The organism is Nocardiopsis codii (genome assembly GCF_036327455.1).
GTDB classification, from domain to species: domain Bacteria; phylum Actinomycetota; class Actinomycetes; order Streptosporangiales; family Streptosporangiaceae; genus Nocardiopsis; species Nocardiopsis codii.
In genome coordinates this window covers 1-19340 of the sequence record NZ_JAUZMY010000050.1, presented here as the reverse complement: position 1 = coordinate 19340, position 19340 = coordinate 1, and the positions used below count along the sequence as shown (strand labels likewise).

Genomic DNA, 19340 nt, shown 5'->3' with positions numbered 1-19340 from the left:
GCCGACCTCACCCGGACCCTTCCTCGGTGCCGGTCCCCCGACGGCCGTCGGTCTGCCCGGGGTTCTGCTCGAGCCTCTCGATGCTCTCCCGCGCGGCCTCCAGGCTCTCGGCGGGGATCGTGTTCTCCACGGCGTCGCGGTCGGCGTCGGCCAGGGAGTCGAGGGCGATCTCGGTGTCCTCGAGCTCGTCCGACAGGCTGACACCGGCGATGTCGGTGTTGATGCCCTGGTAGATCGCGACGTTGTCGCCGTTGGAGGACGGGCCGACGTAGTACTGGCTGTCCACGTACTGGCGGCCGAAGTAGTAGGCGGCCCCGGCGACGACGGCGACGACCACGGCGAACACCAGGATCATCGGCCACCACCGCTTGGGGCGGTACTCGGCCTGGGCTTCGGGACGGCCCCGCCGGTTGGCCGGCGGGGCCTCGTAGTCGTCGTACGTCTCCTGGAAGGCGGGCTCGCTCGGATCGTCGTCCCGGACGGGGTCCATCTCGGCGGTGTCGCCGCCGGTGCCGCGCAGTTCCTGCGCCCGTCTGGCGGGGGAGTCGTTGCCCTCGTCCGCGGCGTCGGGCTGCTGGTCGGCGGCGCCGACGACCTGCGCGGAGGGCGTGGGCCCGTCGCGGTCGGTGTCGGTCTCGATGACGTCGGCGACGACCACGGTGATGTTGTCCGGGCCGCCCCCGCGGATGGCCAGCTCGATGAGCTTCTTGGACGCACCGCGCGGGTCGGACTCGGTCGCCAGGGTCTCGTGGATGGTCTTCTTGCTGACCACCCCGGAGAGCCCGTCGGAGCAGAGCATGTAGCGGTCGCCGACCTTGGCGTCGTTGATCGAGATGTCGGGGTCGACGGGGCTCTTGCCGTCCAGGGCGCGCAGGATGAGGGAGCGCTGCGGGTGCGTCGCGACCTCCTCCTCGGTGATCTTGCCCTCGTCCACCAGGGTCTGCACCAGGGTGTGGTCGTGGGTGATCTGCTCGAAGCGGGGGCCGCGCAACAGGTAGGCGCGCGAGTCGCCGATGTGGATGAGCGCCACCCGGGAGCCGGACCACAGCATGGCAGTCAGGGTGGTGCCCATGTTCTCCAGCTGCGGCTCCTCCATGATCCGGCGGGAGAGGGAGACGTTCGCCTGCTCGACCGCGCGCTGGAGGACCTCGGGCATCTCGTCGGACTTGTGGGTCTCGGAGTCGAGGCGGCGGATCGAGGAGATCGCGATGGAGCTGGCCACCTCACCGCCCGCGTAACCGCCCATGCCGTCGGCCACAGCGAGGAGGTGCTGGCCGGCGTAGCCGGAGTCTTCGTTGCCTTCGCGGAGGCATCCAACATCGGAGTACGCCGCGTATCGGAGAGCGATTGTCATTTGCGCAGTTCCAGGACGGTTTTGCCGATACGGATGGGCTGACCCACCGTGATGGGCTGGGGGCGGTTCAGCTTCTGCTGGCCGAGGTAGGTGCCGTTCGTCGAGTTGAGGTCTTCGACGAACCAGCGGCCGTTCTCGGAGTAGACGCGCGCGTGGCGGCCCGAGGCGTAGTCGTCGGTGATGACGAGCGTCGAGTCGGGGGCGCGTCCGATGGTGATGGGCTGGGAACCCAGGTTGACGGTGGTCCCGGAGAGGGACCCCTGTGTCACTGCCAGCACGGTCGGCTCGTTGCGGCGCGGGCGCTGCGGACGGGCCGAGGAGTGGGAGGGGGCGGCCGCCTCACGGCGCTGGGCGGGGCGCGGCCCGGGGCGGGGCTTCTTCCGCGGTTTCTTCTTGGACGGGCCGAAGAGGTCCGTGCGAATGACGCCGACCGCCGTGAGGACGAACAGCCAAAGCACCGCGAGATACGCGATCTTGATCAATATGAGGGTCAAGTTGGACATCGAACTGCTCTTCAGCCCCTGTCGTGCTTCGGCCGGGGTAGCGGTCATCGGCGCCGCCACCGTGTCTTCCCCACCTTCGGGTCGGTGAGTGTCGAGGTCGCTGGTCGCGGCCTGCGGCCGCGGTCCGTGTGCCCGATCGGTCAGGTCTTCGCGGAGACTACCCTCCCGGCCGGATATCCGACACAGGTCGGTATCGTCCCGGTCCGGGCCACGACCTGTCAGACGCCGACGGAACTGGGTTTGTTGCGGTTCGCGTCGGGCCTGATCGGTCGATTGTGGCGGGGTTCTCAGTCGCGCCGGAACGTCATCGTGGTGCGGCCGAGGCTGATCCTGCTGCCGTCCACCAGACGGGCCTGCCTGACCTGCTGTCCGTTGACGAAGGTCCCGTTCGTGGATCCCTTGTCCACCAGGACCGCCTCGTCGCCGTCCAGCCGGATCTCCACGTGGTGACGGGACACGCCGTTGTCGACCAGTCGCAGGTCGCAGTCGGTGCCGCGGCCCAGGAGGGTCACCGGGGTGGTCAGTTCGAAGGACTGCTGCGAGCCGTGGCTGGCGATGCTGCCCTCCGCGGTGGCGCCTCCCGGGGAGATCAGCAGGCGCGGACGCCCGGTCTGCTGCTGGCCGCCGGCCGCGCCGGGGTCGCCGACAGGCTGCCGGACCTCTCCCTCCGGGCCGACCATGGTGCCGCGCACGACGCCGGAGCGGATGCGGAACCGGCCGGTCTTGAGGCCCTCGTCGGACCTGAAGTGGACGCGGACCGGACCGACGAAGGAGTAGCCCTGCTCCGTCGCGTAGTCACGGGCGAGCTTGGACAGTTCCTGGCCGAGGCTGTCGGCGTAGACCTCGAGCCGTTCCTTGTCGCTGGCCGCGAGCTCGACGATGAAGTCGTTCGGGACCAGGGTGCGGCCCTGGGCGACGATGGCTGCCCGCTCGTCCATCTCACGCTGGACGGCGCTCGCCACCTCGACCGGCTGGAGCTCGGACTTGAAGGCCATCGCGAAGGTGCCTTCGATCATGCCCTCGAGCCTGCGCTCGAAGCGTTGGAGCACTCCCACGAGGTACCTCCCTTTTGTACTCCACTTCGTATGTGTAGACGATCGTAACCGGGTCGGGGTGCCCCTGGTTTCAGGCGCACCCCCGGGAGGGGGTCCGGGGAGCCCTTCGGGGATGGGCCGAAACCGGTGTGCGACCCGCGTTCAGACCGTGCTAGCCTTATCCATGTCGCCAGGGGAAACGGACGAAAAGCCCGGATCACCTGGCAACACAACTGAATGAGAGTCATCCGGGCGGGTGGCGGAACGGTAGACGCGCACGGTTCAGGTCCGTGTGTCCGAAAGGATGTGAGGGTTCAAATCCCTCCTCGCCCACTTTACCCGAAGCGGCTTTGGCCACGAGTACAGCTCGTGACCAGGGCCGCTTCGTCGTTGTCCCACAGGTGGCCGGGCGGTCGGCGCGGGGTCGGCCGGGTGGAGATCGTGAACCGATCGTCACCGGGCGTCCCGGTTCTCCGCGCCCGGGACGGAGCAGGACGGGGCGCCGCTTCCGGGCGGCTGCCCCGGGGCCGGCCGCCTCGCGGGCGGATCGGGCCGGGTGGGACACTCCGGGCGTGGGAATCACCGAACGACTTCACGAGATCGGGCGACCGCTGGTCGCCGAGCAGTTGGCGCACCCGACCGTCGCGGGCATCTCCCGGGGAGACCTGGACGACCGCGCGTTCCGCTACTGGCTGGAGCAGGACCACCTCTACCTGCTCGACTACGCGCGCGCCTTCTCCCGGCTGGCCTGGCAGGCCCCCGACGGCCACCTCGCCGACCTGGTCGGTATCGCGCACAGCACCCTCAACGAGGAGCTGGAACTGCACCGCTCCCTCTCCGGGGAGTTCGGGGCGGACCTGACCACGAAGGGCAAGGGACCGGCCTGTGCCGCGTACACCTCGTGGCTGCTCGACGCCGCCGCCGACTACCGGGACGGGCTCGCCGCCGTCTACCCCTGCATGTGGGGCTACAACCAGCTGGGGCTGGCGCTCGCCGGGAGCCGTCCGGAGGAGCCGCGCTACCGGCGGTGGGTCGACACCTACGCGGACCCGGACTTCACGCTGCTGACGGAGAGGTACGGGCGGATGCTGGAGGAGGCCGACCCCGACCCGGAGCGCGCGGAGCGCTTCTTCCTGGAGGGCATGCGCCACGAGGTCGCCTTCTGGGACACCCCCTTCACCTCCTGACCCCGCGGGCGCCGGAAGCGCCCGGGGCGGGGAGACGGCGAGGGGGAGCCGGGCCGCACGGCCCGACTCCCCCTCACCGCGGTCGGGGTCAAGGGTTGAGCACCGTCTCCACGGACTCGAACCTGTCGACCTCGCAACCGCCGACCTTGTTGAACTCGGTGTCGATCTCGGTGTCCTCGACGTGCCCGGTGACATGGACGACCTCAGGTCCTCCCATGATCATCGTGCACATCATGTCGTCGGTGTCGAGGACGAACGGCTCGGCGCCGACCTCGTCGATCTGGGCGCACGCCGCCTCGGGGTCGGGGTGGTCGCCGCCCGCCGGTGCGCACGTGAGGGTCCAGGTCCCCTCCTCGTAGCCGGGCTCGGGGGACAGGGCCTCGTCGTCGTTCAGGGAGCGTTCGATCGTCAGCTCGACGCCGGCCGAGCCGTCGCCGCCCTGCTCTTCTTCGTCGTCGCCGGGGGAGGAGGGGTCGGTGGACTGGTCGGACTCGGGTGCCGGAGCGTTCACCTCGGCGGGTTCGTTGCCGCAGGCCGTGATAAGCAGGCCAAGGGCTGCGAGAGCGGCGAGGCGGGCCGGCAGAGCCGTCGCGAAGGTGTGCTGTGACATACCGCTTTGACGTGGCGCGTCCGCGCCGGGTTCCCGAGTTCTCACATTTTTCGCATCATCACGACACAGGGGGTCACATTGTTCGGAAACGGTGTTCCGGAGACCAACGTCACCGAGGTGCCCGAGGGCGCCTACCTGCTCGACGTCCGCGAGGGCGACGAGTGGAACGCGGGCCACGCTCCCGGCGCGGTCCACATCCCGCTCGGGGAGCTGGGGCAGCGGGCGGGCGAGGTGCCCCAGGACCGGAAGGTGTACGTGGTCTGCCGCGTGGGCGGGCGCTCCGCGCAGGCCGTCTCGGCCCTGAACCGGTCCGGCTGGGACTCGGTCAACGTGTCCGGCGGGATGCAGGCGTGGGAGCACGCGGGGCGCGACATGGAGGCGGGCGCCGGCGAGGAGCCCAGGGTCCTCTGAGGCACTTTCGGGGCGGAATTTGATCGGATTGTGCAAAGCCCTGCCACTCGGCGGCTTTCGGGTGGCACTATGACGTCGTGAGTTCCGAGCGCGCGCCCCTCAGCGCCGAAGCCGTGCTGGCCTCGTCAGCGGACGCGGTGGTCGGTCTCGACAGTGAGCTCCGGGTCACCGTGTGGAATCCCGCCGCCGAGCGCATGTTCGGCTGGCGCGCGGACGAGGTGCTCGGCGGCGATCTGCCGATCGTCCCCGCGGACCTGAAGGGCGAGCACGGCGCGGTGCTCGAACAGGTGCGCTCCGGAAGTCCGCTGTCGCTCTACACGCGCCGGGTGCGCAGGGACGGCACGGTCATCGACGTCCGGATCGGTGCCAACCGGGTGTCCGGCGCAGACGGCCGGTTCGCCGGGTGGGTGATCAACCTCTACCCCTCCGACAACGACGTGCAGGCGCAGCGCTCGGCCATGGAGCGCGCCCGGCTGGTGCGCCGGCTCACCGACGTGGTCGTGGACATCAACGCCGACCTCAGCCTCAAGTCGGTGCTCGACCGGATCTCCAGGGGCATCACCGAGTTGACGGGCGCGGACGCGGGAGGGTTCGTCCTCCTCAACGAGGACCGCGTGGAGCTGGTGAGCCTCTCGGAGCTGTCCGACGAGCTCCAGGGGTTCACCGCCCCGCTGGAGGACAGCCTGTTCGGGGAGCTGCTGCGGAGCGGCAAGTCCGTCCTGCTGGCCAACGAGGACACCCGCGGCCTCCAGGACCTGGTCTGGGCCGACCTGCCGGGGCTGCACACCATCGCCCTGTGCGTGTCCAACGTGCACGGCCGCCCGTACGGGGCCCTGTACGCGCTCTACAGCCAGCGCAAGGTGGGGCACGTCGAGCTGGAGCTGCTCGAACTGCTCGCCGCGCACGCGGGGGTCGCGATCGGCAACGCCCTGGCCTACGAGGAGCTCAACCTCCAGCGCGTCCACGAGCAGGCCGTGGCCGACTCCAGCGCCGACGGGATCGCGGTGCTGGACTTCGGCGGCAGGGTGCGCAAGTGGAACCGCTCGGCGGTGGAGCTCACCGGCTACACCGTGGACGCGGTCGAGGGCCGGCACCCGCCGTTCCCCCTCCCCGCCTGCCACGGCCAGCCCATCAAGCACAAGCTCAAGGACGGACGCTGGCTGGAGATCCTCATGGCGAGGATTCCGCGCACCCACGAGTGGGTGGTGGACTTCCGGGACATCACCGCGCAGAAGGCCATGGAGGAGGAGCGCGAGGACTTCCTGGCCACCAGTGGCCACGAGTTGCGCACCCCCATCACGGTGATCCACGGGTACGCGACCACCCTCATGCGCAAGTGGGCGCGGCTCACACCGGACTCGCAGTACGAGGCGGTCGGCACCATCGCGGACCGGTCGTCGGCCCTCGTGACCCTGGTGGACCGGCTCCAGCTGGGTTCGGACGTCGCGCGCGGCGAGATCCAGGTCAGCAGGGACAGGTTCGACCTGCTCGACGTGCTGCGCCAGGCTGTCAGCGCGTTCCGGCCGCTCTCCGACCGGCACGAGGTGTCGTTGGACGGGCCTGACGCGCTTCCTCCGACCGCGGGGGACAGCCTGGCCACGGGCATGATCATGGACCAGCTGCTCGACAACGCGCTGAAGTTCTCGCCCGGGGGCGGTCGCGTGCATGTCAGCGCCCGCGCGGAGGCCGAGACCGTCGCGGTCACCGTGGACGACGAGGGCGTGGGGCTGCGCCCCGGTGACGAGGAGCGGATCTTCGACCGCTTCGTGCAGGCGGGGGCGCGCGGCGACGGGGAGACCGGTTTCGGCGGTCTGGGTCTGGGCCTTTACATCGTCCGGCAGCTGGCCCGCGACCAGGGCGGGGACGTGACCGCCCACCGGTTGGAGCGGGGAACCCGGATGCGCTTCACGGTGCCGGTGCACCGCGGGGAGGACCAGGACCCCGAGCTGGGCGGGGAGTCCGGGGCGGTGGAGCCGCCGGGTGCGGACCCGCTGCGCACCGGTGCCTTCGGCGCGGTGCCCCTGTCAGACGCGTCCCACCAGCAACCTTCCTCCCACGAATCGACAAAAACCTCTCAAACCCCTGAAGCCCTGTCACGCCAGCGATCCGGGCCGTTACGCGCGAGCCGTGCCCCGTGATTCGGCCCGGCGCGGGTTTCCGTGCGAGGTGATCGGGGCATTTCCACCCCTGGTGGAATTCGCCGTCACACATCGGGCGAGTTCCGGTCCGCCCGAGAAAGCACGAACGCGCAGGGACGAAACGTGTCAGGAGACAGCACCCCAGTCGATACCGGGGACCGCCCGCAGAAGGTCGAGCGGAGCGTCGTACTTCCCTACGCCCCCGCGAGCGTGGCGGGAGCCCGGCAGCGACTGTGCGGGGACCTGCACGCGATGAAGCTCTGCGAGGACCGCGTCGACGACGCCGCCCTCGTCCTGAGCGAACTCGTCAGCAACGCCCTCCGCCACGCCAGCCCCCTCCCCACCCCCGGCAACCCCGAGAACTCCGTCGGTGTGTCCTGGCGGGTCGAGGTGGACCGCGGCTCCCGGCAGGGAGGGTGGGTGGAGATCTCGGTGCGCGACGGAGGCTCCAGCACGATGCCCCGGGTCGCGCGGCCCTCGGTGTCCGGGTTGGGCGGCCGGGGACTGAGCATCGTCCAGACCCTGTCGGGCCGCTGGGGCACCGAGATGGACGCGACGACCACCACGGTGTGGGCGGTCCTGGAGATCTCCGCCGACGACGTCCACCGCGCGGAGTGCGGGGCGGACGAGGACCACGCCCGCAGTGCCGTCGAAGAGCTCGTGGAGCGGAGCGCCGTCGGCGTCGTCCAGCTGCGCCTCCACCTCCGCGACGACGAGCGCGCCAGGAGCGCGCTGCTCTGAGGGAGCCCGTCGGGGGGACGGGGCGCCGACACTCGGAGAAACGTGACCGATGTAGCGAAACACCGTCAACACGCCGTCACCGAAGTGGCCGGGTGGTGGTCGGAGCGCTACAGTCACGTCCGTGGAGTTGAAGATATCAAGCCGATCTCAAGAAGACGTCGCGGTGGTAACCGTAGGCGGTGAGATCGACCTGTACACGGCACCCCAGTTGCGCAGCGAGCTCGTCGGGGCCCTGGAGGACGGGGCACGGCGGCTGGTCATCGACATGTCGCGGACGGAGTTCTGTGACTCGACCGGCATCAGCGTGCTGCTCTCCGCGATGAAGCGATCCCGTGACAGGGGCGGTGACCTGGAACTCGTGGCGCCCAAGCCGGCGGTCATGAAGGTCCTGCAGGTCACCGGCCTGGTCGAGGTCTTCGTCATCCACGCCGACCTCGACGCGTTGCCGGTGGCCGCGGGGACCGGCACCGCCCAGTAGACGGGGCGAGGTGCGCGAGAGAGAGGCCTGCGGCCCGGAGGGAACCGGTGTCGCCGTGGTGATCGCCGCCAAGGACGAGGCCGAACGCGTCGGCAGTACCGTGCGGGCCGCCCGTGACCTTCCCTGTGTCGACCTGGTCGTCGTGGTCGACGACGGCTCCGCGGACGCGACGGCGGACGTCGCCCTCCGCGCCGGGGCGCGCGTGTTCAAGCACAGCCGCAACCGGGGCAAGGGAGCGGCGATGGAGACGGGCGCCGAGGGCGTCCGGCTCATCGAGGAGCACGAGGCCGCGGCCGGCACGCCCCGCCCGCCACGACACCTGTTGTTCCTCGACGCGGACCTGGAGGGTACGGCGTCGGGGGCCGCCCCGCTGGTCGAGCCGGTCAGCGAGGGCAAGGCGGACATGACCATCGCGCTCTTCCCCGCCACCCGCATGCGCCTGGGCGGCCACGGCTTCGTGGTGCGCCTCGCGCGGAACGGGGTCAGCAGGGCCACCGGGTGGGAACCGGAGCAGCCGCTCAACGGGCAGCGCTGCCTGACGCGCGCGGCCTTCGAGGCGGCCAAGCCGCTGGCGCCCGGTTTCGGGGTGGAGACCGGCCTCACCATCGACGTGCTGAGGGCGGGCTTCCGTGTCGAGGAGGTGGAGGTGCCGCTGGAGCACCGGGCCACCGGAACCGACCTGCGGGCACAACTGCACCGCGCCCACCAGTTCACGGACGTGGTGAGAGCGCTGGTGGTCAGGGAGGTCCGGCCGGCTGTCCGGCGGCGATGGAATCGGGCCCGCGGACCCGTGACCTTCACGGGACGGCAAATGTCGCGAAAACTCGGTCACAGGGCTCGGCGAAATCGCCAGGAGTAGCACCATAGGTGCGATGCGTAGCGATACGCTCGCGCTGTGTTCACTACGATCATCGCCTCGCTGGGTCTGGTCGCCGGTCTGGGCGGTCTCGCCCTCGGCAGGTACGCCCTGACCAGGGCCCGTGCGATCGGCGACGAATCCCAGGTCCTGGCCAATCGGACGGCGGCGGTGGGCGCCTCGGGCGTCGACCCGTTCGCCGTCCGTGACGTGGCCGTACTGCACTACGACGCCTTGGAGGAGATGTCGGGCGCCCGCTCCTTCTCCATGGCACTGCTCAACAGCGCCGGTGACGGGGTGGTGCTCACCTCGATCAACGGCCGCACGGAGTCCCGCACCTACGCCAAGGCCGTTATACGCGGCGAGGGCGACATCCTGCTCAGCCCGGAGGAGTACCGGGTCGTCCGGTCCGCCCGGTTGGGCGACGGGGTCGGCGCCATCGTGCCGGCGCCCGCGGTCCCGGTCGACCCGATCGAGACCGCGGCGTCCACCGCCACGGTGACCGGCTCCGCGCCGGGCGGGACGGGCACCGACACGGACTCCATGGTCACGGTGCTGGAAAGCGTCGAGGAGTCCGAGGACGAGGCCGAGACGGACGATCCACCGGGTGACCGTGCCGGGGACGAGGCGGCCGACGCGGACGTGGACGCCGTCGGGGACGGTGTCTCCAGGGAGGCGTCGGACGACTCGGACGAGGCCGGGGACGGTGCCTCCGGCGCGATCGAGGAGCCGGGCTCGGACACCTCCGGGGACGGCGTCTCCGGTGAGGACGAGGAAGACAGCGCTCCGGATGCCGGGCCGCCGGTCACGCGCATGCGGGTCACGGTCGAGTCCCCGAAGGACACGGCGGGTGAGGGCACCTCCGTACGGGGGTGACCGCACCGCCCTTCCGACGGGGCGTGTCCTGACACGTCCATCCGCGGCCCACCGGGCCGTATAGCCTGGCACCATGCCCAACCGTTACGCCTACCTCGGCCCCGAGGGCACGTTCACCGAGGCCGCGCTGCGCGCCCTGCGCCCCGACGCGCCCGACGAGGCGCGCGTCCCGTGCGACGGCGTCGCCGCGGTCTTCGACGCGGTCCGATCCGGGACGGTGGACGGTGGCGTCGTCCCGCTCGAGAACTCGGTCGAGGGCGGCGTCACCGCCACCATCGCCGAACTCGTCAACGGGGAACCGCTCCTCATCACCGGTGAGACGGCGGTTCCCGTCGAGTTCGCGCTGTTCGCCCGGCCCGGCACCGTCCTGGAGGACGTCAAGCGGGTGGCCACCCACCCCCACGCCCTCGCCCAGTGCCGCGGCTGGCTGGCCCGGCGCCTTCCCGACGCGGACACGCACACCGTCTCGTCCACGGCCGCCGCGGCGCGCGCGGTGTCGGAACCCGGTGCGCCCTACGACGCGGCGATCTGCGCGGTGATCGCGGGCGAGCGCTACGGGCTGCACGCGCTGGCCGTCGGGATCGGCGACCGGTCCGACGCCGCCACACGGTTCATCTACCTGTCCAGGCCCGGGGCGGTCCCCGCGCCCACCGGAGCCGACCGGACGTCGCTGGTCGCCTTCATCACCGACGACCACCCCGGCGCCCTGATCGAGGTCCTCAGCCAGTTCGCCGTGCGCGGGGTCAACCTCACCAGGCTGGAGTCGCGCCCCACCGGGGACAAACTCGGCAGCTACTGCTTCTGCATCGATGCCGAGGGACACGTGGCCGAGGCCCGTGTCGGCGAGGCGCTCATGGGCCTCCGGCGCCTCTGCCGGGACGTGCGCTTCCTCGGCAGCTACCCGCGGGGAGGGCAGGCCATCGAGGCCGACCCCCCGCTCCGGCCCCGCCCGGCCACCGACGCCGACTTCGCCGAGGCGGAGCAGTGGCTGGCGCGTGTCCGCGCCGGGCACGTCGACTGACACCTGCGTCGGTGGAGGGGGCGGGGCCGCGGCCCCGCCCGGTCACCCCCGGCCCCCGCCGACCGGCTGGTCCGCCTCCCCCCGGTCGTCGTCCAGTGGGTCGCCGCACGCGAACACCCAGTCCTCCGTCGCCGCGCGGCGCAGCTCCAGGTACAGCGCCAGCCGCAGCGCCGTGTCGCGGGGACGCGCGGTGTCCAGCGCCTCCAGCGCGGCGGTGAGTTCCTCGGTGGTCATCTCGTTCAGCGGTTTCACGGCGGCCTCCCCCACAGTCGGTTCCCCTACACGGGTGAGTACGTCGTCACTGTGCGTTCATGACGCGGTCCCGGGAAACGATGTGCTCACCGCGGAGCCCGGGCGGTAACCTGCAAAGCGTGATCGACCTTCGCGCTCTTCGAGAAGACCCCGAACGACTCCGTGCCTCGCAGCGGGCCCGCGGTGAGGACCCCTCCGTCGCGGACCGGCTGCTCGACCTCGACTCCGGCCGCCGCTCCGCGCTGACCCGGTTCGAGACGCTGCGCGCCGAGCAGAAGAGTGTGGGCAAGTCCGTCTCCAAGGCCTCTCCGGAGGACCGCGAGGAGCTCCTGACCAAGGCCAAGTCGCTCGCCGCCGAGGTCAAGGAGGCCGAGGCCGAGGCCGGGCGCCTCGCCGAGGAGCTGGCCGCCGTCCTCGCCCGCGTCCCCAACATCGTGGAGGAGGGCGCACCCGAGGGCGGTGTGGACGACTTCCGGGTCCTGGAGACCGTCGGAGCCCCGCGCGAGTTCGACTTCACGCCGCGCGACCACCTGGAGCTGGGCGAGATGCTCGGCGCCATCGACATGGAGCGCGGCGCCAAGGTGTCGGGCTCCCGCTTCTACTTCCTCACCGGCGTGGGCGCCCAGCTGGAGCTGGCGCTGCTCAACATGGCGATGAACCAGGCCGTGGCGGCCGGCTTCACCGCGATGATCCCGCCGGTCCTGGTCAAGCCCGAGACCATGGAGGGCACCGGGTTCCTCGGTGAGCACGCCGACGAGGTCTACCGGCTCGCCGCCGACGACCTGTACCTCGTGGGCACCTCCGAGGTCCCGCTGGCCGGGTACCACGCCGGGGAGATCCTGCCCGCCGACGCCCTGCCCAACCGGTACGTGGGATGGTCGCCGTGCTTCCGCCGGGAGGCCGGCTCCTACGGCAAGGACACCCGGGGCATCATCCGGGTCCACCAGTTCAACAAGGTGGAGATGTTCGTCTACACCCACCCGGACCAGGCGCACGAGGAGCACAAGCGGCTCCTGGCCTGGGAGCGGGAGATGCTCGACAAGCTGGAGCTGCCCTACCGCGTGGTGGACATCGCCGGAGGGGACCTGGGCACCAGCGCCGCCCGCAAGTACGACTGCGAGGCGTGGGTCCCCACCCAGGAGACCTACCGCGAGCTGACCTCCACCTCGAACTGCACCGACTTCCAGACGCGCCGTCTCAACGTGCGGTTCCGGGGTGAGGACGGCAAGCCCCGCTTCGCCGCCACCCTGAACGGGACGCTGGCCACCACCCGGTGGATCGTCGCCATCCTGGAGAACCACCAGCAGGAGGACGGCTCAGTGGTCGTTCCCGAGGCACTGCGCCCCTTCCTGGGCCGCGACGTCCTGGAGCCCCTGAACAAGAAGTAGCACCCGCGAACGCGAGGAGCCCCCGCCCGGGAAGGGCGGGGGCTCCTCGCGTACGGGGCGGTCTACAGGTACGGGCCGGAGACGTGCGGCTCGTCGGCCACGCCGTCCTGTGCCTGGAGGCCGGAGAGGCCGGGCGGCAGCGCCTTGCGCATGTTCTCCAGCTGGGCGCGGGCCGCCATCTGCTGGGCGAACAGGGTCGTCTGGATGCCGTGGAACAGGCCCTCCAGCCAGCCCACCAGCTGCGCCTGCGCGATGCGCAGCTCCGCGTCGCTGGGGGCCGCCCCGTCGGCGAACGGCAGGGTCAGCCGGTCCAGCTCGTCGATGAGCTCCGGCGCGAGGCCGTCCTCGAGCTCCTTGATCGACGAGGTGTGGATCTCCTTGAGGCGGGTGCGGCTCGCCTCGTCCAGCGGAGCGGCCTTCACCTCGTCCAGGAGCTGCCGGATCATGCTGCCGATCCGCATCACCTTGGCGGGCTGCTCCACCATGTCGGCGAGGGTGCGGGGCTCCTCCCCGTCCTCCCCGTCGGCCCCGTCGTGCTGGTCGGCCCCCATGACCAGTACCTGGGGCTCGTCCTTCTGGTCGTCTGCGCTGCTCATCAGTCCCCTTACGTGGATGTACCGGCACGCCGTCAACGGGTGAGAAGGATCTTTCCGGTGTGCGCGCTCGATTCCATGACGCGGTGCGCCTCCGCCGCGTTCCGCATCGGTACCGAACGGTCCACGACGGGTCGGATGGCTCCTTGTTGTACCAACGGCCACACTTGCTCCAGTACTCCCGCCACGATGGCCGCCTTCTCGTCCAGGGGACGGGAGCGGAGCGTGGTCGCGTGCACGGAGAGCCGTTTTGCGAGCATACGCCCCAGATCGACCTCGGCGCGGCGGCCTCCCATCAGCGCGATCATCGTGAGGCGGCCGTTCGTGGCCAGCGAACGCAGGTTGGCGTCGAGGTAGGAGCCGCCCATGATGTCGAGGATGAGATCGGCGCCACCCTCCGCGCGCATGCGCTCGGCGAAGTCCTCGGTCCGGTAGTTGACGGTGATCTCCGCCCCCAGCTCGCGGCAGGCGGCCAGCTTCTCCTCGCTGCCGGCCGTGACCGCCACCCGGGCGCCCAGGGCGCGGGCGAACTGGATGGCGAAGGTGCCGATGCCGCTGCCGCCGCCGTGGACCAGGACGGTCTCCCCCGCACGCAGCTCGCCGACCATCACCAGGTTGGACCACACGGTGGCGGCCACCTCGGGCAGGGCGGCGGCCTCGACCAGGCTCACCCCCTCGGGGACCGGGAGCAGCTGCCCCACGGGGACCGCCACCTTCTCGGCGTAGCCGCCCCCGGACAGGAGGGCGCACACCGGGTCGCCCACGGACCACCCGGAGCCCTCGGTGCCGGGGCCGAGCGCGGCCACGGTGCCCGAACACTCCAGGCCCGGGTACTCGGAGGCGCCGGGCGGAGGCGGATAGGTGCCCTGCCGTTGCGCGACGTCGGCGCGGTTGACCGCGCCGGCGGCCACGTCCACCAGCACCTCCCCCTCTCCGGCGACGGGGTCGGGAACCTCTGACCAGGCGAGGACCTCGGGTCCTCCCGGTTCGGTGATACGGATCGCGTGCATGAGCCAGACAGTACCCGGGGAGGTTCAGGGAAGGTGCTGCGGATTGCCCTGTCCACCGCCCCCGGAAGATGCTTCTCTGGGGTGGGGCGGGTAAGAGTGACACCAGGAAGCGGATCCCGCCTCTCCCCTTGTGGGGCATCCCTTCCTCCACAGAACACCCCCTTGAAGCAGGAGAACTCCGGTGGCACACCACGAACAGCATGGGTCGGGTCGCAGCTCCGAGGCGGGCACGGGGCCGGAGGCCGAGGAGCGCTCCGAGTCGCTCTGGGAGAGCGCGGACGGGGACGCGGCGGAGGCCGGTGAACCGGCCGCCGGTGTCGCGCCGGAGCCGTCCGCGCCCGAGCGGGAACCGTCCGCGCCCTCGCCGTCCCCGAGGGAGCAGTGGTTCGGGGGGTTCGAGGGGGCCGCACCTCCTCCACCCCCCTACGCGCGGCTGCCCGAGGACACGCCTCCCCCCGTGCCGGGGACCGGATACCAGGCGCCGCCACCGGACGAGGAGGACGACCCCGGTCTCCCCGGTGATTCCGGCGGCCTCGACGGGCTCGGTGGCCTCGGTGACGCCGGCGATGCCGGTGAGCCGGAGCGCCCCGAGAACACCGTCGGCGCCGACGACACGCCGGCCCCCGAGAACGAGGCGCGGGGCGGCCCGGTGCGGTCGACGCCCGGTCCGGCCCGGCGGCCGCAGCGCCCCCAACGACCCCAGCGCCTCCAGCGGCCCACCCGCCCGGGCGGAGGCGGGCCGGACCCCCTGGCGCCGCGCAGACTGCGGAGCGACTCCGACGTCCCCGAGCCCGAGCAGCTCCCGCCCCTGGACACCGAGCGGGTCACCCCCTCCGGTGTGAACGGGTCGGAGGGCCCGGCACCCGTGTCCGGACCCCACCCGGCACCGGGCTCCGAACCGGGCACGCGGACGCCGCCGGGGCGGGGCCCGGACGGGTTCGGTCCCGAACACGGGGTCGGGTCGGAGCCGACACCGCCTCCCGCTCCCGGCCCCGGCCGGGTGCCGGGCCCCTGGGCGGACGACGAACGCACCGACGTGCTGCGCCCCGCGGGGCCGGGCCCGGCCGACTTCGTCCTGGGCCGCACCGATTCGGGGCCGCGCCGCGGCCCCGAGCCCCCGCCCACGCTCACCGGGCCGCGCGCCGGACTCGTTCCCGTGTCCACGCGACCCTCCGGACAGCCGCTCCAGCAGCGCCCCGAGCAGGACGGGGAGACCGCCGACGCCCTCAACGCGGCCACGCTCGTGCGCAACCGGCGGCAGGGGCCGAGCGGCGGCTGGCGCCGCGCCGTCCACTCAGCCACCCTCGGCCTCGTCAACCCGGGGGAGTCCGCCAAGGTCCTGCGCCAACGCGAACTGGTGGCCCGCGCCTGCACGCCCGTCGCGACCGGGCACCACCGGGTGGCGGTGCTCAGCCTCAAGGGCGGGGTCGGCAAGACCACCACGACGGTCGCGCTGGGCGCGACCCTGGCGTCGCTGCGCGGCGACCGGGTCCTCGCCGTGGACGCCAACCCCGACCGGGGCACCCTGTCCGACAAGGTGCGGTTGGAGACCGCGGCGACCATCCGCGACCTCCTCAACGAACGCCACCTCGTGTCGCGCTACGCCGACATCCGCGGGTTCACCTCCCAGTCGCCCAGCCGGCTGGAGATCCTCGCCTCCGACCGCGACCCCGCCGTCTCCGAGGCGTTCAGCGACGGCGACTACCGCGAGGTCGCCAGGCTGGTCGAGCACTTCTACTCCATCTGCCTCACCGACTGCGGCACCGGCCTGCTGCACTCGGCGATGCGCGGGGTGCTCGGGCTCGCCGACCAGGTGGTCTTGGTCAGCTCGGCGTCCGTGGACGGGGCGCGCAGCGCCAGCGCCACCCTCGACTGGCTGGAGGCGCACGGCCACGGGTCGCTCGTGCGCGGCGCCGTGGTGGTGCTGTCGATGGTGCGGTCCAACAGCAAGAGCAGCGTCGATCTCAACCGGCTGGAGGAGCACTTCGCCGGCAGGTGCCGCGACGTCGTCCGGGTTCCCTGGGACGGCCACCTGGAGGAGGGCGCGGAGGTCGACCTCGAACAGCTCGCGCCGGGGACACGGGACGCCTACCTCCAGTTGGCGGCATCGGTCGGGGAGGCGTTCGCCTGGCGCAGGTGAGACGGGAACGGCCGTGAACGGGCACAACGCGCGGAGGGCGCCTCTCCGGTTTACGGGACTCGGTTCCGGACAATGGTGGGGAGGGGATGTGGTGCAGCATGAACGCACAGCAACGCCCGCCCGCCGTGGTGGTCGGGGTGGACGGCTCGTCCGCGTCCCGGGCAGCCCTGGCCTGGGCGACCGGTGAGGCGGCCAGGCGCGCGGTCCAGCTGAGGATCGTGCACGGCCTGGGCCTGCCGGTGGCACTCGGCCTGGGCGCCGTGGTCGAGCGGCCCCTGGCGGAGGACGCCCGGGAGGCGGCGCACGGACTTCTCACCGAGTGTGCGGAGTACGCGCGTCGGACCAGGCCCGAGGTGGACGTGGCGACCGTCCTCGTCCCGAAGGACGCCCCCGCCGTCCTCCTCGACGAGGCCGAGCACGAGGACGTCGTCGTGGTGGGTTCGCGCGGCCACGGCGGTATCCGGGCGATCCTCCTGGGTTCGGTCAGCGTCCGCACGTCCTCCCACGCGCCCTGCCCGGTGGTGGTGGTCCCGGACACCGGGGAGCCGGCGCCGCACAGGGGCCGCCTCGTGGTCGGTGTGGACGGCTCGGACGGGTCGCGCCGCGCCCTGCGCTTCGGCCTGGGCGAGGCGCTGCTCACCGGTTCCGAGGTGGTGGTCGTCAACAGCTGGGAGGTGCCCCTGGCAGCCGACGCCGCCTCCCTCGAAGCCGACGCCCAGTCCCTCCACGAGGGGGTGTTCGACCGCCAGTCCGAGGAGGTGGTCGCCGGTCTCCTCGCCGAGGTCGTCGGCGAACGGACCGCCCACCTGGACATCAGCGCGGTGCGCGTGCGGGCGGCCCCGGTGAAGGCCCTGCTGGAAGCCTCCGCCGACGCCGACCTTCTCGTCGTGGGCTCGCGCGGACGCGGCGGGGTCAGGGGACTGGTGATGGGCTCCGTCAGCCAGGGGGTGATCCACCGTTCCGGGGTGCCGGTCGCCGTTCTGCCGCCGCACTCCGAGGAGACGGACTGAGGCCGTAGGCCGGACTGAGTGACGACCTTCGCCCTGTGCCGTTCCGGCACGGCGCTGGTCTACTCGGTGAAGATGGTTCGCAGTGCTGTCGCAGTGCTAAGGGGGAGCTATGGCAAGCAAAGAGGTGCGCCCGGCCCGGGTCGTCGTGGGGATCGACGGTTCGGACAACTCCCGGGCGGCGTTGGAGTGGGCGGCGGCGGAGGCCGTCCGACGGGACGCCGTCCTCCGGATCGTGCACGCGTTGGGGATGCCCCTGATCGTGTCCGCCCACGGGGGAGCCGCACGGTTCGAGCCCACACCGGAGATCCACGGCCAGGCCACCGGCGTGCTGGGTGAGGCGGAGGCGCATGTCCGCAAGCTCCACCCGACCGTGGAGACGGATGCCCTGACCGCGATGGAGGAGGCGCCGCTGGCCCTCCTCCGGCAGAGCCACCCCCACGACCTGATCGTGGTGGGCACCCGGGGGATGGGCACGTTCAAGTCGCTGTTCGTGGGTTCGGTCAGCGTGCGGGTGGCGGCCCACGCACCGTGCCCGGTCGTGGTGGTGCCCTCCCACAAGGGCAAACCCGTGTCCACGTCGATGGACCGGATCGTGGTCGGTGTCGACGGCTCCAGGAACGCGCACCGCGCCCTGGGCCTGGCCGTCGACCTGGCGGCCGAGAGCGACGCCGAACTGGTCGTGGTCCACAGCTGGGAGGTGCCCTACCCCTACGACCCGGTCGCGATGACCGCCGCGGGATACCAGCCCCAGGAGGACCTGTTCGAGAGGCAGTCCGAGGAGCTGGTGGCGGAGCTTCTCGCCGAGGTCATCGACGAGCGGCGTGAGGACCTCAACGTCGAGATCAGCGTGGTGCGCACCCAGGACAGCCCGGTGAGCGCCATCCTGAAGGCCTCCGAGGGCGCCGACGCGATCGTGGTGGGCTCGCGGGGCCGGGGGACCGTGCGCGGCCTGCTCCTGGGCTCGGTCAGCCAGGGCGTGCTGCACCGGTCCACGATCCCCGTGGTCGTACTCCCCAGGCACGCCGACGAGGACGAGTAGGTCGGCCGGCCCTGCCCGGACACGCGGAAGGCCGGTGGCTGTTCGCTCCCTGTGCGACGCATGTGCGCCGGAGCGGGCCACCGGCCTTCGCCGTGTTCCCCGATAGGTCTCTGACCTGGGGAATCTGCGGAGGGTATGGGATTTGAACCCATGAAGCCCCGTTGGTCCGAGGGGGTCTGACGACCTGTCGACAAACCGGCGAATCGGCTTGTGACCTGCGCGGATGTTCTGAGGGCTTCTCAGCGCTTCCGGGCCCTTCTCGGAGTCATGTGCGATGAATGTGCGATGGAGTTGGGGCGCTTCGGATGCCCCGATGGGTGAGAGAGCGCCGCTCAGGTACCCCAGGGGGCAGCAACCACGGTTCTGGTCCCGCGCGGGTTCTGGCGCGGTCGGCCTGCGCCCCCGCACGTCCTGTGTCGCGCCAGGTTCCGTGCGGGTTCGGGGGGTCCAGGGGGCGCGAGCCCCTTGGTACCACCAGGCGCCTGCCAAGTGCCTATGCGAGCGGATAGGACTGCTCTCGGTGTAAGACCGCAGTGACGGTCTCAGAGCGGCCGATCCTGCCATCAGGTTTTGTGACCAAATCCCCTGACAGATCACAGTGCCCTGGGTCACCATGGTGTTCTCGGTCAGTTCTGGTCCCCGCTCAGTCTCGGACCTGTCCGAGGTGAGTCATGGGTGTGCGGCCGAGTGGGGTGGGGG

Annotated in this window: 19 protein-coding genes and 1 tRNA gene; 13 read left to right on the top strand and 7 right to left on the bottom strand. The window is 71.6% G+C overall.

Features of this window, described 5'->3' with window-relative positions:
- Nucleotides 1–7 precede the first annotated feature (7 nt).
- The 3 genes from Q8791_RS29935 to Q8791_RS29925 form a co-directional block, all read right to left on the bottom strand.
- Nucleotides 8–1354, bottom strand: a complete 1347-nt coding sequence (locus Q8791_RS29935; protein ID WP_330095208.1) for a Stp1/IreP family PP2C-type Ser/Thr phosphatase — start codon at nucleotides 1352–1354, stop codon at nucleotides 8–10.
- Nucleotides 1351–1857 carry an FHA domain-containing protein FhaB/FipA gene (locus Q8791_RS29930; RefSeq protein ID WP_456238167.1) on the bottom strand — a complete coding sequence of 169 codons (507 nt, stop codon included), beginning with the start codon at nucleotides 1855–1857 and terminating at the stop codon, nucleotides 1351–1353. The genes Q8791_RS29935 and Q8791_RS29930 overlap by 4 nt, the downstream gene beginning before the upstream one ends.
- A gap of 287 nt (nucleotides 1858–2144) precedes the next feature.
- The gene (locus tag Q8791_RS29925) at nucleotides 2145–2912 is read right to left on the bottom strand and encodes an FhaA domain-containing protein (protein ID WP_456238166.1); all 768 of its coding nucleotides are present in this window, start codon (nucleotides 2910–2912) and stop codon (nucleotides 2145–2147) included.
- A 229-nt stretch (nucleotides 2913–3141) separates the two neighbouring features.
- On the opposite strand from Q8791_RS29925, the gene Q8791_RS29920 reads away from it, so the two are divergent.
- Nucleotides 3142–3224, top strand: a tRNA-Leu gene (locus Q8791_RS29920).
- Nucleotides 3225–3463: 239 nt separating this feature from the next.
- Nucleotides 3464–4078 (top strand): TenA family protein, encoded by a 615-nt coding sequence (locus tag Q8791_RS29915; RefSeq protein WP_330095206.1) that lies wholly within the window; start codon nucleotides 3464–3466, stop codon nucleotides 4076–4078.
- 88 nt (nucleotides 4079–4166) lie between these two features.
- Here the strand turns inward: Q8791_RS29915 and Q8791_RS29910 are convergent, their stop codons facing one another.
- Nucleotides 4167–4688: an SSI family serine proteinase inhibitor gene (locus tag Q8791_RS29910; protein WP_330095205.1), complete on the bottom strand. Its 522-nt coding sequence runs from the start codon at nucleotides 4686–4688 to the stop codon at nucleotides 4167–4169.
- Nucleotides 4689–4766: 78 nt separating this feature from the next.
- Between Q8791_RS29910 and Q8791_RS29905 the strand changes: the two genes are divergently transcribed.
- From Q8791_RS29905 to pheA, 7 genes are all read left to right on the top strand, one after another.
- Nucleotides 4767–5099 (top strand): rhodanese-like domain-containing protein, encoded by a 333-nt coding sequence (locus tag Q8791_RS29905; protein WP_330095204.1) that lies wholly within the window; start codon nucleotides 4767–4769, stop codon nucleotides 5097–5099.
- 77 nt (nucleotides 5100–5176) lie between these two features.
- Nucleotides 5177–7237: a PAS domain S-box protein gene (locus Q8791_RS29900; protein WP_330095203.1), complete on the top strand. Its 2061-nt coding sequence runs from the start codon at nucleotides 5177–5179 to the stop codon at nucleotides 7235–7237.
- A gap of 123 nt (nucleotides 7238–7360) precedes the next feature.
- Nucleotides 7361–7978: an ATP-binding protein gene (locus Q8791_RS29895; protein WP_330095202.1), complete on the top strand. Its 618-nt coding sequence runs from the start codon at nucleotides 7361–7363 to the stop codon at nucleotides 7976–7978.
- A 121-nt stretch (nucleotides 7979–8099) separates the two neighbouring features.
- Nucleotides 8100–8456 (top strand): STAS domain-containing protein, encoded by a 357-nt coding sequence (locus Q8791_RS29890; protein WP_330095201.1) that lies wholly within the window; start codon nucleotides 8100–8102, stop codon nucleotides 8454–8456.
- 10 nt (nucleotides 8457–8466) lie between these two features.
- Nucleotides 8467–9315: a glycosyltransferase family 2 protein gene (locus tag Q8791_RS29885; RefSeq protein ID WP_330095200.1), complete on the top strand. Its 849-nt coding sequence runs from the start codon at nucleotides 8467–8469 to the stop codon at nucleotides 9313–9315.
- A 36-nt stretch (nucleotides 9316–9351) separates the two neighbouring features.
- The gene (locus Q8791_RS31905) at nucleotides 9352–10188 is read left to right on the top strand and encodes a DUF4446 family protein (protein ID WP_407942081.1); all 837 of its coding nucleotides are present in this window, start codon (nucleotides 9352–9354) and stop codon (nucleotides 10186–10188) included.
- Nucleotides 10189–10261: 73 nt separating this feature from the next.
- Nucleotides 10262–11209, top strand: a complete 948-nt coding sequence (gene pheA / locus Q8791_RS29875; protein ID WP_330095199.1) for a prephenate dehydratase — start codon at nucleotides 10262–10264, stop codon at nucleotides 11207–11209.
- Nucleotides 11210–11251: 42 nt separating this feature from the next.
- On the opposite strand, the gene Q8791_RS29870 is transcribed toward pheA, so the two are convergent.
- Nucleotides 11252–11461 carry a hypothetical protein gene (locus Q8791_RS29870; protein ID WP_330095198.1) on the bottom strand — a complete coding sequence of 70 codons (210 nt, stop codon included), beginning with the start codon at nucleotides 11459–11461 and terminating at the stop codon, nucleotides 11252–11254.
- 119 nt (nucleotides 11462–11580) lie between these two features.
- Between Q8791_RS29870 and serS the strand changes: the two genes are divergently transcribed.
- Nucleotides 11581–12849 carry a serine--tRNA ligase gene (gene serS, locus Q8791_RS29865; protein ID WP_330095197.1) on the top strand — a complete coding sequence of 423 codons (1269 nt, stop codon included), beginning with the start codon at nucleotides 11581–11583 and terminating at the stop codon, nucleotides 12847–12849.
- Between the two features lie 62 nt (nucleotides 12850–12911).
- Here the strand turns inward: serS and Q8791_RS29860 are convergent, their stop codons facing one another.
- Nucleotides 12912–13445: a bacterial proteasome activator family protein gene (locus tag Q8791_RS29860; protein WP_330095196.1), complete on the bottom strand. Its 534-nt coding sequence runs from the start codon at nucleotides 13443–13445 to the stop codon at nucleotides 12912–12914.
- Between the two features lie 32 nt (nucleotides 13446–13477).
- A complete protein-coding gene (locus Q8791_RS29855) occupies nucleotides 13478–14452 on the bottom strand; it encodes an NAD(P)H-quinone oxidoreductase (protein WP_330095195.1) in 975 nt (324 codons plus the stop codon).
- 181 nt (nucleotides 14453–14633) lie between these two features.
- Between Q8791_RS29855 and Q8791_RS29850 the strand changes: the two genes are divergently transcribed.
- The 3 genes from Q8791_RS29850 to Q8791_RS29840 all read left to right on the top strand — a co-directional run bounded on the left by Q8791_RS29850 (nucleotide 14634) and on the right by Q8791_RS29840 (nucleotide 18641).
- Complete coding sequence (locus Q8791_RS29850) at nucleotides 14634–16592, top strand: nucleotide-binding protein (protein ID WP_330095194.1); 1959 nt, start codon at nucleotides 14634–14636, stop codon at nucleotides 16590–16592.
- Between the two features lie 98 nt (nucleotides 16593–16690).
- Entirely contained in the window at nucleotides 16691–17602 is a 912-nt protein-coding gene (locus tag Q8791_RS29845) for a universal stress protein (RefSeq protein WP_330095193.1), read from the top strand.
- 109 nt (nucleotides 17603–17711) lie between these two features.
- A complete protein-coding gene (locus tag Q8791_RS29840; RefSeq protein ID WP_330095192.1) occupies nucleotides 17712–18641 on the top strand; it encodes a universal stress protein in 930 nt (309 codons plus the stop codon).
- Nucleotides 18642–19340 lie beyond the last annotated feature (699 nt).

Excerpts from the sequence above, each read along its gene's own strand:
- Q8791_RS29840 (WP_330095192.1), top strand. The coding sequence starts at position 17,712 with ATGGCAAGCAAAGAGGTGCGCCCGGCCCGGGTCGTCGTGGGGATCGAC.
- Q8791_RS29930 (WP_456238167.1), bottom strand. The coding sequence starts at position 1,857 with ATGTCCAACTTGACCCTCATATTGATCAAGATCGCGTATCTCGCGGTG.
- Q8791_RS29860 (WP_330095196.1), bottom strand. The coding sequence starts at position 13,445 with ATGAGCAGCGCAGACGACCAGAAGGACGAGCCCCAGGTACTGGTCATG.
- Q8791_RS29845 (WP_330095193.1), top strand. The coding sequence starts at position 16,691 with ATGAACGCACAGCAACGCCCGCCCGCCGTGGTGGTCGGGGTGGACGGC.
- Q8791_RS29855 (WP_330095195.1), bottom strand. The coding sequence starts at position 14,452 with ATGCACGCGATCCGTATCACCGAACCGGGAGGACCCGAGGTCCTCGCC.
- Q8791_RS29910 (WP_330095205.1), bottom strand. The coding sequence starts at position 4,688 with ATGTCACAGCACACCTTCGCGACGGCTCTGCCGGCCCGCCTCGCCGCT.
- Q8791_RS29935 (WP_330095208.1), bottom strand. The coding sequence starts at position 1,354 with ATGACAATCGCTCTCCGATACGCGGCGTACTCCGATGTTGGATGCCTC.
- pheA (WP_330095199.1), top strand. The coding sequence starts at position 10,262 with ATGCCCAACCGTTACGCCTACCTCGGCCCCGAGGGCACGTTCACCGAG.